Origin of the sequence: Caulobacter sp. BE254 (assembly GCF_031457295.1) — a bacterium.
Taxonomy (GTDB): Bacteria; Pseudomonadota; Alphaproteobacteria; order Caulobacterales; family Caulobacteraceae; genus Caulobacter.
Window position 1 is genome coordinate 400,054 of record NZ_JAVDWJ010000004.1, and the last position, 14,000, is coordinate 414,053.

The window sequence follows — 14,000 nt, forward strand, 5'->3', positions numbered from 1 at the left end:
TTCCAATGGCCAAGGCTTTGATAAGCGAACCCACTCCCCTTCCCTCCGAATCGATCCACGGCGTCGATCCGCGCGACCACGTGGCGACCGCCTTGCGCGACCTGCTCGCCGGCGAGGCGCTGGACCTGCACGGCCAGACGATCGTCGCGCGCGTCGACATTCCCAAGGGCCACAAGATCGCGGTGCGCGCGGTGGGCCAGGGCGAGGACGTCCTCAAATACGGCTGGCCGATCGGCCGGGCGACCGCGGACATCGTGGTCGGTGACCACGTGCACGTCCACAATGTCGAGACCCGCCTGTCGGGCGTCGAGGACTTCGCCTATGCCGACGCCCGTCCCGAACCGCACGCCGCCCCGCCGGCCGGGACCTTCCTCGGCTATCGCCGCAAGAACGGCCGGGTCGGCACCCGCAACGAGATCTGGGTGCTGTGCACCGTCGGCTGCGTGGCCAACACCGCCCGGCGGATCGCCGAAAAGGCCAACGCCCGTTTCGCCAGCCGCGTCGACGGCGTCTTCGCCTTCCCCCACCCGTTCGGCTGCTCGCAGCTTGGCGACGACCTGACCCACACCCGCAAGCTGATCGCGGGCCTCGCCGCCCACCCCAACGCCGGCGGCGTGCTGATCCTGGGCCTGGGCTGCGAGAACAATCAGCTGAAGGCCCTGCTGGATTCGGCCCCGGGCCTGGATCCGGAGCGCCTGCGCTCGTTCACCACTCAGATGGTCGAGGACGAACTGGAGGACGGCCTGGAGGCCGTGGAAGAACTGGTCGCCATCGCCGAGCGCGACCGGCGCGAACCCGCCCCGCTTTCGGACCTGGTGGTCGGTCTGAAGTGCGGCGGCTCGGACGGCTTCTCGGGCGTCACCGCCAATCCCCTGGTCGGCCGCATCGCCGACAAGGTCTCCGACGCGGGCGGCACCCCGGTGCTGACCGAGATCCCCGAGGTGTTCGGCGCCGAGGGCGTGCTGCTGGCCCGCGCCGCGACCCGCCAAGTGTTCGACGAAGCGGTCGGGGTGATCGACGACTTCAAGCGCTACTTCATCGACAACCACCAGCCGATCTACGAGAACCCCTCGCCCGGCAACATCGCCGGCGGCATCACCACGCTCGAGGAAAAGTCCCTCGGCGCGGTGCAGAAGGGCGGCCGCGCGCCGCTGGTCGAGGTGCTGCGCTACGGCGAGCAGGTCGGCCCGCACGGCCTGACCCTGCTGGAAGCTCCCGGCAACGACGCCGTCTCCTCCACCGCCCTGACGGCGGCCGGGGCGACGGTGATCCTGTTCACCACCGGCCGCGGCACGCCGCTGGGCTTCCCCGCCCCGACCCTGAAGATCGCCTCGAACTCGGCCCTGGCCGCCCGCAAGCCCGGCTGGATCGACTTCGACGCCGGGGTCGTGCTGGCGGGCCAGACCATGGACGCGGCGGCCGACTCCCTGATGGATCTGGTCGTGGCCACTGCCTCGGGCCAGCCGACCAAGGCCGAACTCAACGGCGAGCGTGAAATCGCCATCTGGAAACAAGGCGTTACCCTTTGACCGACACCCTTTCCCGTCCTCTCCGCCTCAACGCCGTCAGCTATCCGGCCGCCGCGCCCGGCGTCGCCCTGCCCGCCTATGACCGCGACAAGGTCACGGTCGGCGTCGTGCATTTCGGCCCCGGGGCCTTCCACCGCGCCCACCAGGCCTTCTATTTCGACCAACTGCTGGCCAAGGATCCGCACTGGGGCCTCTGCGCGGTGTCGCTGAAGAGCCCGGGCGTCCGCGACGCCCTGCAGCCGCAGGACGGCCTCTACACCCTGGCCCAGCTGGACGCCGAGACCACGTTCCGCGTGGTCGGCTCGATCCTGGAAGTGCTGGTCGCGCCCGAGGATCCGCCGGGGGTCTTCGCTCGCCTGGCCGCCCCCACCACCCGCGTGGTCACCCTGACCGTCACCGAGAAGGGCTACTGCCTGACCGGCGACGGCAAGCTGGACGTCGCCCACCCCGACATCGTTCACGACCTGGCCCATCCGCGCGAGCCGGTCAGCGCGGTCGGCTACATCGTCGAGGGTCTGCGCCGCCGCCATCAGGCCGGCCTGCCGCCCTACGCCGTGGTCGCCTGCGACAACCTCGCTGATAACGGGTGGCGGCTGAAGGCGGCGGTCGTCGCCTTCGCCGAGTCGATCGACTCCGCGCTCGCCGCCTGGATCGAGGCCGAGGGTCGCTTCCCGCGCACCATGGTCGACAGCATCACCCCCGCCACCGACGACGCCCTGCGCGCCCGGGTCGAGGCGGCCACCGGCCTGACCGACGCCTGGCCGATCCAGCGCGAGGCCTTCACCCAATGGGTGGTCGAGGACGTGCTGGGACCGGACGCGCCGGACCTGGCCAGCGTCGGCGTCACCCTGACCGACGACGTGCGCGGCTTCGAACGCGCCAAGTTGCGGCTGCTGAACGGCGTCCATTCGACCATCGCCTATGTCGGCCTGCTGAAGGGCCATGAGACGGTGTTCGAGGCGATCAGCGACCCGGACCTGGCCCGGATCGCCGAGGACCTGATGGTCCAGGACATCATCCCGACCCTGACCGCGCCGCGCGGCCTGGACCTCCTGGCCTATGGCCAGGCGATCCTGGGCCGGTTCCGCAATCCCGAGATCCGCCACCTGCTGAGCCAGATCGCCTGGGACGGCTCGCAGAAGCTGCCGTTCCGCATCCTCGGCACCGTGGCCGACGCCCTGGAAGCCGGCCGTCCGGTCGACCGCCTCGCCCTGCCCCTGGCGGCCTGGATGCACTTCGTCCGTCGCCGCGCGGCGGAAGGCGTCAAGATCGTCGATCCCCTGGCCGATCGCCTGGTCGAAACGGCGGCCGCCTGCACCGGTGACGCCAAGGCCGACGTCGCCCAGTTTTTGAAACTGGAGCCGGTGTTCAACCGCGACCTGGCGGGGAACGCGACCTTCGTGGGGGCGCTGGAGAAGGCGTACGCGGAACTGGCCTAGCCGTTCGATCGGGATACACCGCGTGTGTCCCGGTCGCCGTTCCGCTACCGCGTCACGCCCTTACCGGTGACGACCGGCAGCACGGTCCGCAGCAGGATCGCCAGGTCGAACCAGAACCCCTGCCGCCGCAGGTATTCGGCGTCCAGCGCCACCTTTTCGGGGACGGACACCTCGTCGCGGCCGTTGACCTGCGCCCAGCCGGTGACGCCGGGCCGCAGCGCCTCGACCCCGGCCGCCGTCCGCAGCGCGACCAGGTCGTCCTGGTTGAACAGCGCCGGCCTGGGCCCGACCAGGCTCATGTCGCCGACCAGCACGCTCCACAGCTGCGGCAGCTCGTCCAGGCTGGTCCGGCGCAGGAAGGCGCCGGGCGGCGTCAGCCAGCGGTCGGCGTCCTCCAGCAGGTGGGTGGCGACCTGAGGCGTATCGATCCGCATGGTCCGGAACTTGGGCATGGCGAACAGGACGTTGTCGCGCCCCACCCGCTTGGACCAGTGCAAGGCCGGTCCCGGCGAGGTCAGGCGCACGACCGCCGCCACCACCAGCAGCGGGATCGCCAGCAGCAGCAGCGCCGCCGCGGACACCGCCGCATCGAACAGGCGCTTCACGTCAGGCCATGCTCTTAAGCCAGGTCCCCGAAGGCGGCGTCCAGCAGCAGGTAGGCGCGGCCGGCGTCCGACGACAGCAAGGCCGCCACCAGGAAGCCCTCGCGATCCTGTTCGGAGGCCTCGTCCATCATGCCGGCGTAGCGGCGCAGGAAGCGCTCGGCCTCGGCCCGCAGCGGCGCGTCCGAGAACAGCCGGCGAACCAGCCGGCGGATGGCGGCCGGGGCCAGCTTCTTGACCACCTCGCGCGCTCCGCCCTCGTCGTGGGTCTGGATCGTGGCGGCGATCTCGTCGATGCGGGCGCGAGGCAGCAAGGCCGTGGGGTCGATGCCCATGGCCAGGATCTCGCCGGCCATCTTCTCGCCCAGGGCGGCGTCGCCCGGCGCGGCGCTTTCCAGGCCCGACAGCAGGCTGCGCCACGACAGGCCGCCGCCGGGCTGCTGCGGCTCGACCCGTTCGGCCGGCGGCGGCGCGGGTGCGGCGGTACGGCCGCCGGCGGCGTCGAACACCGAGCGGAACTCGTCGTCGGTGGCGGTGGGCGTCAGGCGCAGGCGTGGGCGCAGGCCAGCCTCTTCGGCGCCGGGCTCGTTGGCGGGCTCGTTGGCGGGCTTGGGGGCGGGCGGCGGCGCGGGCGGCGTTGCGGGCTGAGGAGGCGGCGCGGCCGGGACCTGCCGGTTCAGCGGCGGTGGCGCGCGGGTCGGCGTCGCGGTCGGCGGGGCGACGGGCGGCGCGGCGTTCATCCGGCCGACCGCCTCGCTGAGCATGTCGTAGTTGCGGCGGACCCGTTCCTGGAAGGCCTGGTCGATCGCCGCCGTCTCCTCAGCGGTCCGGCGCGCCGAGTTGCGCAGGTCCTCGATGCCCTGCTCGATCTGGGCCCGAACCTCGTTGGCGCGGGCCAGGGCCTCGGCGGGCAGGTCGGCGGTGCGGCGGCCGACATCGGCCAGCATGGCCTCCATCTCGGCGATGGTGGCGCGCGCCGCCTCGACGCTCTCGGACAGCTTCTGGGCCGTGCGGGCCCCGGCCTGCTCGACCACCTGGGCCGACTGCTCGATCAGGTCGCGAGCCTCGTCCATGCGCGATTCGAACACCGTGTCGGCCTTCTGGCCGGCGGCGAAGGCGATCTCGTTGAGCTGGTCGACGCGGACGCGGGCGGCCTCGACGCGCTGCTCGACGCCTTCGTTGGCCTTGCGGGCCGCCCCGGCCATCGCCTCCATGGCCTGGGTCAAGGCTCCTTCCAGGTCGGCCCGCTGACCGCCGGCGGCGCTGGCCAGGGCGGCGATGGCGCTGGAGGTCTCGGCGGCCAGGGCCTCGCGTTCGGCCCGGGCGGTCTCGGCGACCTCGCGCAGCTGCTGGGCCGCGGCCCCGATCAGGCCACGCAGCACCTCGGCGCCCATGGCCGCCATGTCGCCCATCTCGGTGGCGCCGGCGCGAGTGTGGCCGATGAATTCGGTCAGTTGGGCTGTGCGGGTCTCGCTCTCGGCGGCGAAGTCCTCCTGGTCGGTGCGCAGCGACTGGCTGGCGGCGACCAGGGCGGCGCGCTGGGCGGCCAGGTTGCGTTCGACGGCGCTCATCTGGTCGCCGACGCCCTGGCCGGCGGTTTCCAGGCGGGCGATCTGGCGCGACAGGTCCTCGGCCCCCACCCGCGCGGCGTCGGACGCCTCGGCCGCGGCGGCGGCCAGGTCGGCGGCCCGGGCGGCCAGCGCCGCCTCGGCCTCGCGCAACTGGGTCTCCGCCAGGTCGGAGGCCTCGGCGACCATGCGCGCCTGGCTGCCGATGGCCTCGACCACGGCCGTGGACTGAGCGTCCAGGGTGGTGGACAGCGCGTGCATGGCCTGGCGCTCGTGGCCCAGCCCTTCGGACAGCTGCTTGACCATCCGCGCGGACTCGCTGGTGGTCTGGGACAGGGCCAGGGTTTCCTCGGCCAGGGCCTCGCGCAGGTCCTGAACCCGGGCGCGGGCCGCCTCGGCGGCGGCCGTCGCCGCGTCGATCTGATCGCGGATGCGCTCGACCACGCCGTCGACGCCCGCCGCCGCCAGGGCGGCCGGGCTGACCAGGCGGTCGGTCATGATCCGGGTGTGCTTCAACTCGGCCGAGACCCCCAAGGCCTGGCGCAGCATGTAGGCGCCCAGCAGGGTGAACGCGGCCGGGCCGACGGCCAGGGCTGCGAACACCATCAGGGCGAACTGGTCGACCTTCAAGGCGGGCACGCCGGCGCCGTAGCCGAGCGCGAAGGCGATCGGTCCCAGCGTCCAGAGCGCCGCGGCGGCGACCGCCAGGCTCCAGAACAGCGGCGCGGGCATAGGCTTCTTGCCTTCGCGGGCGGTGGACAAGGGAGTGACTGGCGAAACCGGCGCGGTCTCGCGCGGTTTGGAGACCGCCGCCTCGAACCGCTGGGACGCGGCCGGAGGCTCCGGCTCGACCACCGGCGCCGGCGGCTGGGCGGCCTGGGCCGTCGAGACGGGCGCGGTCAGGAACGAGGGCAGCGGCGCCAGCGGCTCGGCCTCGATCGGCGCGCTGCGCCGGCCTCGGGCCGGGGTGAACGGGGCGGGATCCGCCTCCGGCTCGGGCGGCTTGAAGTTCGACTTCAGCGGCGGCGCCCGTGCGATCACGGCCTCCGGTGCGGGGGCCTCGATATCGGCCTTGGGAGGCTCGACGGGTTGGAAGGTCTCGGCGACAGGCTGGGGCTGCGGCTTGGACGCGCCGAAAAAGCCGCGCCGCGCGCTGACGCGAGGCGTTTCGGGAATCGGCGCGACAAACGGCTCGGCCGCCGGCTCGGCGCCTAGATCCAGAGGCCCGCGATCAAGAGCCGGCGGGGCCGGCGCGTCGGGAACGGCGGCGATGTCCAGATCCAGGTCGGGTTCGCTGACCGGCGCGTCCGCATCGGGCTGGACGTCCGTCTCGGCGGAACGACCGGCGTCCTCGACCGGCGGCTCCATCGGAATGCCGGTGAAATCAAGCGGTTGGCGCTTCTTGGGCTTCATACGCAGCCATAGTCCCAGGGCGAAACGGCTTGGGGCCGGATGAACATCGCCGCGCGGACGCCCCTCTCGCACGCAACGAATAAACCTAGCGGCGAAAAGCCGGCGCGCATAGCGGGTTCCGCCGGATTTCCCATCCTGGACAGGGGTTGGCGAAGGGAGAGCCTAGGCGCTGATCTCGGCCGTATGCAGACGGGGACAGCGCTCGACGGCCTGCACGGCCTGTTGACGGGGGGTGCGGGCGATGACCCGCTCGGCCTTGGGCGGGGACTTGGCCCGATGCTCGACGGCCATGCCGAACTGGCAAAGGGCCATCGACGAAAGCCAGAGCATGATCGCGGCGAGGAATTCGGCCAAGGATGACATCGGGAAGTCCATTTTCCGATAGCGGCGTTATGCAATGCTTCGCCGCGTCGCGCGAATGAACTTTTGGTCATGAAACGGCGCCGCTCGCCACGCCGCGCCGTCCGGGAGGTCCATCGAAGCTCACAGCGCCTGCAGATTTCCCCGCCTTGCCCGCCGGCCTCGCGAGACCTAGGTCCACGCTCAGGATCACCGCCCCGTCGTCGCGCCTTTCGTGCGTCGGCGGAGCTTTCCATTTGCGGATACGCGCTTTGCCCCCTACCCAAGTCGCTTCGCTGTCGCACGACGCCTTTGCGGATTTGTCCATGACCGGGCCGACTTCGGCCAAGCTCAGCCCGGCGAGGCTGACGCACCTGCAGCGTTTGGAAGCCGAGAGCATCCACATTCTGCGGGAGGTGGCGGCCGAGTGCGAGAACCCGGTGATGCTGTACTCGATCGGCAAGGACAGCGCGGTGATGCTGCACCTAGCGGCCAAGGCGTTCTATCCGTCCAAGCCGCCGTTCCCGCTGCTGCATGTCGACACCACCTGGAAGTTCCGGGCCATGTACGAGCTGCGCGACACCATCGCCGCCCAGCTGGGCTTCGACCTTCTGGTCCACAAAAACCCGGACGCCGAGGCGCGGGGGATCAACCCGTTCGACCACGGCAGCGCCTTGCACACCGACCTGTGGAAGACCGAGGGTCTCAAGCAGGCCCTGGCCAAGTACGGTTTCGACGCCGCGTTCGGCGGGGCGCGGCGCGACGAGGAGAAGAGCCGCGCCAAGGAGCGGGTGTTCAGCTTCCGCACCACTGAGCAGCGCTGGGATCCCAAGGACCAGCGGCCCGAGCTGTGGAAGCTCTACAACACTCGCAAGCACCCGGGCGAGAGCCTGCGGGTGTTCCCGATCTCCAACTGGACCGAGCTGGACGTCTGGCAATACATCCATCTTGAGAACATCCCGATCGTGCCGCTGTACTTCGCCGCCGAGCGGCCGGTGGTCGAGCGCGACGGGTCGCTGATCATGGTCGACGACGATCGCTTCCGCCTGCGGCCCGGCGAGGTCCCGCAGATGCGCAGCGTGCGGTTCCGCACCCTGGGCTGCTATCCGCTGACCGGGGCGGTCGAGAGCACCGCGGCCACCCTGCCCGAAGTGATCCAGGAGATGCTGCTGACCACCACCAGCGAGCGCCAGGGCCGGGTCATCGACCACGACCAGTCCGCCTCGATGGAGAAGAAGAAGCAGGAGGGCTATTTCTAGATGACCGCCGCCGCCCCCGTCACGGCCGACAAGGCCACGGTCTACAAGCCCTCCGACCTGATCGCCGACGACATCGACGCCTATCTGGTCGCCCACCAGCACAAGTCGCTGCTGCGCTTCATCACCTGCGGGTCGGTGGACGACGGCAAGTCGACCCTGATCGGCCGGCTGCTCTACGACAGCAAGATGATCTTCGAGGACCAGATGGCGGCCCTCGAAGCCGACAGCCGGCGGGTGGGAACCCAGGGCGGGGCGATCGACTTCGCCCTGCTGGTCGACGGCCTGGCCGCCGAGCGCGAACAGGGCATCACCATCGACGTGGCCTACCGCTTCTTCGCCACCGACAAGCGCAAGTTCATCGTCGCCGACACCCCCGGCCACGAGCAGTACACCCGCAACATGGTCACCGGCGCCTCGACCGCCGACGCGGCCGTGATCCTGATCGACGCGCGCAAGGGCGTGCTGACCCAGACCCGCCGCCACTCTTACCTGGTCAAGCTGCTGGGCATCCGCCACGTGGTGCTGGCGGTCAACAAGATGGACCTGGTCGGCTGGGACCAGGCGACCTTCCAGGCCATCGTCGCCGACTATCGCGCCTTCGCCGACCAGATCGGCCTGGAGGTCTTCACCCCGATCCCGATCTCGGGCCTGACCGGGGCCAACATGGCCAGCCGTGGCGAGGACTCGCCATGGTATCAAGGGCCGATCCTTATGGACTGGCTGGAGGAGGTCCAGGTCGAGGACGACCTGCGAAGCCAGTCGTTCCGCATGCCCGTGCAGTGGGTCAACCGCCCCAACCTCGACTTCCGCGGCTTCTCGGGCCAGATCGCCGCGGGGACCGTCAAGCCCGGCGACCGGATCAAGTCCCTGCCCTCGGGTCGCGAAAGCACCGTGGCCCGCATCGTCACCAAGCCCGACGACCTGGACGAGGCCTTCGCCGGCCAATCGGTGACGATCACCCTGGCCGACGAGATCGACGTCAGCCGCGGCGACATCCTGGTGGCCGCCAACGACCCTGTCGCCGTGGCCGGCCAGTTCGAGGCCACCGTGGTGTGGATGGACGACGAGCCCCTGCCGCCCGGCCGCGCCTACCTGCTGAAGATCGGCACGCGGATGGTCGGGGCCAGCGTCACGGAGATCAAGCACCGGGTGAACGTCAACACCCTGGAGCACCTGGCCGCCAAGAAGCTGGAGCTCAACGAGATCGGCCTGGTCAACCTGTCGCTGGACCAGGCCATACCGTTCGAGCCCTACGCCCAAAACCGCGACCTGGGCGGGTTCATCCTGATCGACCGGATCAGCAACCGCACCGTCGGGGCGGGGTTGATCAACTTCGCCCTGCGCCGGGCCGATAACATCCACTGGCAGCACACCGACGTGGGCAAGGCCTCGCGGGCGGCCCTGAAGGGCCAGCGCGGCCGGGTGGTGTGGCTGACGGGCCTGTCGGGGGCGGGCAAGTCGACCATCGCCAACCTGGTCGAAAAGCGTCTGCACGCCCTGGGCCGGCACACCTATCTGCTGGACGGCGACAATGTCCGCCACGGCCTCAACCGCAACCTGGGCTTCACCGAGGAGGACCGGGTCGAGAACATCCGCCGGGTCGCCGAGGTCGCCAAGCTGATGGTCGACGCCGGCCTGATCGTGCTGACCGCCTTCATCTCGCCGTTCCGCGCCGAGCGCCGCCTGGCCCGCGAAATCCTCGACGACGGTGAGTTCGTCGAGGTCTTCGTCGACACGCCCCTGGCCGTGGCCGAACAGCGTGACGTAAAGGGCCTCTACAAGAAGGCCCGCGCCGGACAGCTGAAGAACTTCACCGGCATCGACAGCCCCTATGAGGCCCCCGAAGCTGCCGAATTGGTGATCGACACCACCAAGATGGACCCGGTCGCCGCCGCCGAGCGCATCGTCGCCTGGCTGGAAGGCGAGATCGACTACGAGATCTGACGCGGCGAAATCCTCGTCCTTCGACAAGTTCAGGATGAGGATTTGTTCTGCGCCCGCGTTGAATTCGTCCTCATCCCGAGCCTGTCGAAGGACGAGGACGGCCATTCAGCGCGTCCGCTTTAGAAGCTGGGTCGCCCCGATCAAGCCCAGCCCGCCCATCGCCGCCATGGCCAGGTAGCCCCGGGTCCCGAAGGCGTCGAACAGCGGACCCGAGGCCAGGGTGCCGACGCCCAGCATGAAGCCGGCCGACAGGGCCGAGTTGATCGCCTGGGCGGCCGAGGCGCTTTGCGGCGGGGCCAGGCGCTCGATCAGCCGCAGCGAAGCCATGAAGCTGGCCGCGAAGGTCAGGGCGTGCAGGGCCTGCAGCGGGAACAGCAGCCACAGCGGCGGGGCGAAGGCGTAGGCGGTCCAGCGCAGCAGGGCCGCGCCACCGCCCAGCACCAGCAGCTTCTCCGGTCCCATCTTGCGCCGCCACGGCTCGGCGAACCACATGAAGCCGACCTCGACCGCCACGCCGACGCCCCACAGCACGCCGATCATCGGGGCCGAAATCCCCTGCTGCCGCCAGAGCAGGGCCGAGAAGCCGTAGTAGAAGGCGTGCGCCCCCTGGATCAGGCCGGCGGTGATCACGGCCAGCACGAAGGTCTGGTCGCGCAGCAGGCCGCCCAGGCCCTTCCAGCGCTCGGCGCGGCCCAGCTTGGCGACGCCCACGTCGAGGACGCGGTCGGGCGGCAGAACCAGCACCGAGACCAGGGCGACGCCGACCGCCGCCGCGGTGATCCAGGCGGCGATGACGCCGGGGGCCATGACCGCCAGGATCGCGCCCATGGCCAGGTTGGCGACGATGAAGGCCGCCGAGCCCGCGCCGCGCGGCACGCCGTAGTTGAAGCCGTCCAGCCGCGAGCGCCGCAGGGTGATCACGTCGATCAGCGGCGTCAGGGTGGTCAGGCAGGTCATGCCGACCAGCCAGCAGGCCAGCAGGCCCCAGAAACCCGAGGCGAACGTCATGGCCAGGTAGCCGGCCGCCGCCCCTAGGGCCAGCAGCGCCAGGGGCGTGCGACGCAGGGTGAAGCCGTCGGCCCACACCGCCAGCCCTGGTCCCAGGAACGGCCTGGCCAGCAGGGGCACGGCCAGGACCGCCCCGATCTCGGCCCCGGTCAGGCCGCGCGAGCGGAAATAGGTGGCGATGTACGGCAGGCTGACGCCGGTGCCGAGATAGGAGACGACGTAGAACAGGCCCAGGCGGGCCTGGGCGGAAAAGCGCCCTGCCCCGGCCGGGCGCGTCACCCTACTCCGCCCCGCCGAACCGCGCGGTCCATTCGGCGATCTGTTCGTCCTCAATCTTCTTGAACAGCACGTCCGGCGCGCGAACCGGTAGGCCGACCGGCAGGCTCGACAGCTCGGCGGCGGCGTTCGTGGTCGGCCAGGCCGGCGGCCAGGCCAGCTGGAAGGCCTCGCCGATCTTCTCGGCGGCGAACGGGATGAACGGGGCGGAGATCCGAGCGTATAGGGCCGCCAGGTTCAGGGCGGTGCGGACGATCACGGCGGCGCGGTCGCGGTCGGTCTTGATCGCCGTCCACGGGGCGGCCTCCTGCAGGTACTCGTTGCCGACCACCCAAAGCGCCCGCAGGGCCTGGGCGCTCTTGCGCACCTCGATGGCCTCCATCTGCTCGGCGAGATCGGCCAGGCGGGCCGAGACGTCGGCGTAGAGCTTCTCCTCCAGCGGGCCGGGCGCGCCGCCATCGGGGATCACGCCGTCGAACTTGCCTTCGGTGAACTTCAGGATGCGGTTGACGAAATTGCCCAGTACGTCGGCCAGGTCGCGGTTCACGGCGCTGGCGAACTGCTCCCAGGTGAAGGCGGTGTCGCTGCTCTCCGGCGAATTGGAGGTCAGGTACCAGCGCCACAGGTCCGGCGGCAGGATCTCCAGGGCGGCGTCCATGAACACGCCGCGCCGGTTCGAGGTCGAGAACTTGCCGCCGTACCAGTTGAGCCAGTTGAAGGCCTTGAGCATGTCGACGCTCTTCCACGGCTCTTCCGAGCCGAGGATGGTGGCCGGGAAGCTGACGGTGTGGAAGGCGACGTTGTCCTTGCCCATGAACTGGACGTAGCGGACGTCGTCCGCCCCCGCGTCGGTGCGCCACCACGACTTCCAGTCGCGGTTCGGCCCAGCCTCGGCCCATTCCTGGGTGGCGGCGATATATTCGATCGGCGCGTCAAACCAGACGTAGAAGACCTTGTCCTCGAAGCCAGGGCGCGGGAACTCGCCCTTGGTCACCGGGATGCCCCAGCTGAGGTCGCGGGTGATGCCGCGGTCGATCAGGCCCTCGTCCAGGTGCTTGTAGGCGATCGACTTGGCCAGCAGCTGCCAGTCGGGATGACCGTCGATCCAGGCCCGGATGCGGTCGGCCATCCTGGTCTGCAGCAGGTAGAGGTGGCGGGTGTCGCGCACCTCCAGGTTCCGCGATCCGGAGATCACCGAATAGGGATCCTTCAGCTCGGTGGGATCCAGCAGGTTGCCGCAGTTGTCGCACTGGTCGCCGCGCGCCTTGTCGAAGCCGCAGTGCGGGCAGGTGCCCTCGATGTAGCGGTCGGGCAGGAAGCGGCCGTCGTCGATGGAATAGACCATCTGGTCGACACGTTCCTCGATCAGGCCACGGTCTTCCAGCACCTCGCAGAAGTGCTGGGTCAGGCGGTGGTTCTGCGGCGAGGACGAGCGGCCGAAATGGTCCCAGGACAGGCCGAAGGCGCGGCCGACGTCGTGCTGCAGCACGTGCTGCTCGGCGCAGTAGCTGGCCACGTCCTGGCCGGCGGCGGCGGCGGCCAGCTCGGCCGGGGTGCCGTGCTCGTCGGTGGCGCAGATATAGAGGGTGTCATGGCCGCGGGCCCGCTGGAAGCGGGCGTAGACATCGGCCGGCAGCATCGATCCCGCCAGATTGCCCAGGTGCTTGATCCCGTTGATGTACGGCAGGGCGGAGGTGATCAGGATGCGGGCCATGGGTCTTCCGGGGGAGTCGAGGAGCGGTTGGATATAGAAGGCCCGGGGCGGAAACGAAAGCGTGGTGCGACGACCACTTGCCCCCTACGGACCGGCTCTTCCAGATCCTCCCCCTGTGGGGGAGGCGATCGCGCAGCGATCGGTGGGGGGAGTTTTAGGATCGTCGATCCGGGCTGTGGCCATCGGCCGATCACTCCCCCCTCCGTCGGCTGCGCCGACACCTCCCCCACAGGGCAGGGCTATCGCATATGAGCAAAGAGCTCGAAGAAGAAGGCTTGCCGCCAGCAGGCGATCTTCATTTTGCGTGAGATGGACTTGGTGTCGGGGTGTGAGCTGAGCATGCCCATGGCCAGTCGTCTGATGACGGCGAGGTTTTCGGGAGCATGATTTTTCCGGGATCTGGCGTCGTCCTCATCGAAGACCACGTCGAGGGTCCAGTGCAGGTGATTTTCGATGGACCAGTGGGCGCGAACGACTTGGGCCAGCTTGGCCGGGCTGAGTTTGCGCGACAGCAGGATGTAGCGGGTGGAGGCGGCGGTCCTGCCGTCCTTGGTGCGCTCGGCCTGGATGCGACCGATGGCGACCAGGTCGGTCCAGCCGGGATCGGCGGCCAGCTTGGCGGCTGGAAGGACGCTGGCGGCGCGCAGTTCGCGGCGGCCATGGCGGGTCTCCAGGGTCTGGTGGACGGGCAGATTGTCGCCGGCCGCGTCGAAGGCGGCCTGGACGTGGGCCAGCAGTTTTGGCCGGTTGGCCTTGAGGCCCAGGGCGTAGTGGGCGCCGGCCTTGCGCACCGCCTTGGCCATGGCCGGGTGGGCGTGCAGGGCGTCGGCGGTGACCAGGCAACCCTTGAGCGACAAGCCTTTGAGCAGGTCCAGCGTGGTCTTGACCTCGGCCCCGTCGGGGGCGCGG

General features: G+C 70.2%; 10 protein-coding genes. 4 read left to right on the top strand and 6 right to left on the bottom strand.

Annotated elements, in window-relative coordinates; translation table 11 throughout:
• Positions 1-5 precede the first annotated feature (5 nt).
• Positions 6-1,529: a UxaA family hydrolase gene (locus J2X41_RS10700; RefSeq protein ID WP_404979920.1), complete on the top strand. Its 1,524-nt coding sequence runs from the start codon at positions 6-8 to the stop codon at positions 1,527-1,529.
• Positions 1,526-2,968 (top strand): mannitol dehydrogenase family protein, encoded by a 1,443-nt coding sequence (locus tag J2X41_RS10705; protein WP_310081746.1) that lies wholly within the window; start codon positions 1,526-1,528, stop codon positions 2,966-2,968. Before J2X41_RS10700 ends, J2X41_RS10705 begins: the two co-directional genes overlap by 4 nt.
• Positions 2,969-3,012: 44 nt before the next feature.
• Here J2X41_RS10705 and J2X41_RS10710 read toward each other — a convergent pair whose 3' ends face one another.
• The 3 genes from J2X41_RS10710 to J2X41_RS10720 form a co-directional block, all read right to left on the bottom strand.
• Entirely contained in the window at positions 3,013-3,573 is a 561-nt protein-coding gene (locus J2X41_RS10710) for a sugar transferase (RefSeq protein ID WP_310081747.1), read from the bottom strand.
• 14 nt (positions 3,574-3,587) lie between these two features.
• Positions 3,588-6,551: a polar localization protein TipN gene (locus J2X41_RS10715; RefSeq protein WP_310081748.1), complete on the bottom strand. Its 2,964-nt coding sequence runs from the start codon at positions 6,549-6,551 to the stop codon at positions 3,588-3,590.
• Positions 6,552-6,713: 162 nt separating this feature from the next.
• A complete protein-coding gene (locus J2X41_RS10720; protein WP_310081750.1) occupies positions 6,714-6,914 on the bottom strand; it encodes a hypothetical protein in 201 nt (66 codons plus the stop codon).
• A 302-nt stretch (positions 6,915-7,216) separates the two neighbouring features.
• Here J2X41_RS10720 and cysD point away from each other — a divergent pair, with 302 nt between their 5' ends.
• A complete protein-coding gene (cysD, locus tag J2X41_RS10725; RefSeq protein ID WP_310081751.1) occupies positions 7,217-8,149 on the top strand; it encodes a sulfate adenylyltransferase subunit CysD in 933 nt (310 codons plus the stop codon).
• Positions 8,150-10,093, top strand: a complete 1,944-nt coding sequence (gene cysN / locus J2X41_RS10730) for a sulfate adenylyltransferase subunit CysN (protein WP_310081752.1) — start codon at positions 8,150-8,152, stop codon at positions 10,091-10,093.
• 105 nt (positions 10,094-10,198) lie between these two features.
• Here cysN and J2X41_RS10735 read toward each other — a convergent pair whose 3' ends face one another.
• The 3 genes from J2X41_RS10735 to J2X41_RS10745 form a co-directional block, all read right to left on the bottom strand.
• A complete protein-coding gene (locus J2X41_RS10735; protein WP_310081753.1) occupies positions 10,199-11,380 on the bottom strand; it encodes an MFS transporter in 1,182 nt (393 codons plus the stop codon).
• 1 nt (position 11,381) lies between these two features.
• On the bottom strand, positions 11,382-13,091 hold the full coding sequence (gene metG / locus J2X41_RS10740) for a methionine--tRNA ligase (protein ID WP_310081755.1): 1,710 nt from the start codon (positions 13,089-13,091) through the stop codon (positions 11,382-11,384).
• Positions 13,092-13,330: 239 nt separating this feature from the next.
• A partial coding sequence (locus J2X41_RS10745; protein WP_310081756.1) for an ISAs1 family transposase occupies positions 13,331-14,000 on the bottom strand: 670 nt, incomplete at its 5' end.

Coding starts and splice junctions, on each gene's coding strand:
- J2X41_RS10700 (WP_404979920.1), top strand. CDS start 6: ATGGCCAAGGCTTTGATAAGCGAACCCACTCCCCTTCCCTCCGAATCG.
- cysN (WP_310081752.1), top strand. CDS start 8,150: ATGACCGCCGCCGCCCCCGTCACGGCCGACAAGGCCACGGTCTACAAG.
- cysD (WP_310081751.1), top strand. CDS start 7,217: ATGACCGGGCCGACTTCGGCCAAGCTCAGCCCGGCGAGGCTGACGCAC.
- J2X41_RS10715 (WP_310081748.1), bottom strand. CDS start 6,551: ATGAAGCCCAAGAAGCGCCAACCGCTTGATTTCACCGGCATTCCGATG.
- J2X41_RS10720 (WP_310081750.1), bottom strand. CDS start 6,914: ATGTCATCCTTGGCCGAATTCCTCGCCGCGATCATGCTCTGGCTTTCG.
- metG (WP_310081755.1), bottom strand. CDS start 13,091: ATGGCCCGCATCCTGATCACCTCCGCCCTGCCGTACATCAACGGGATC.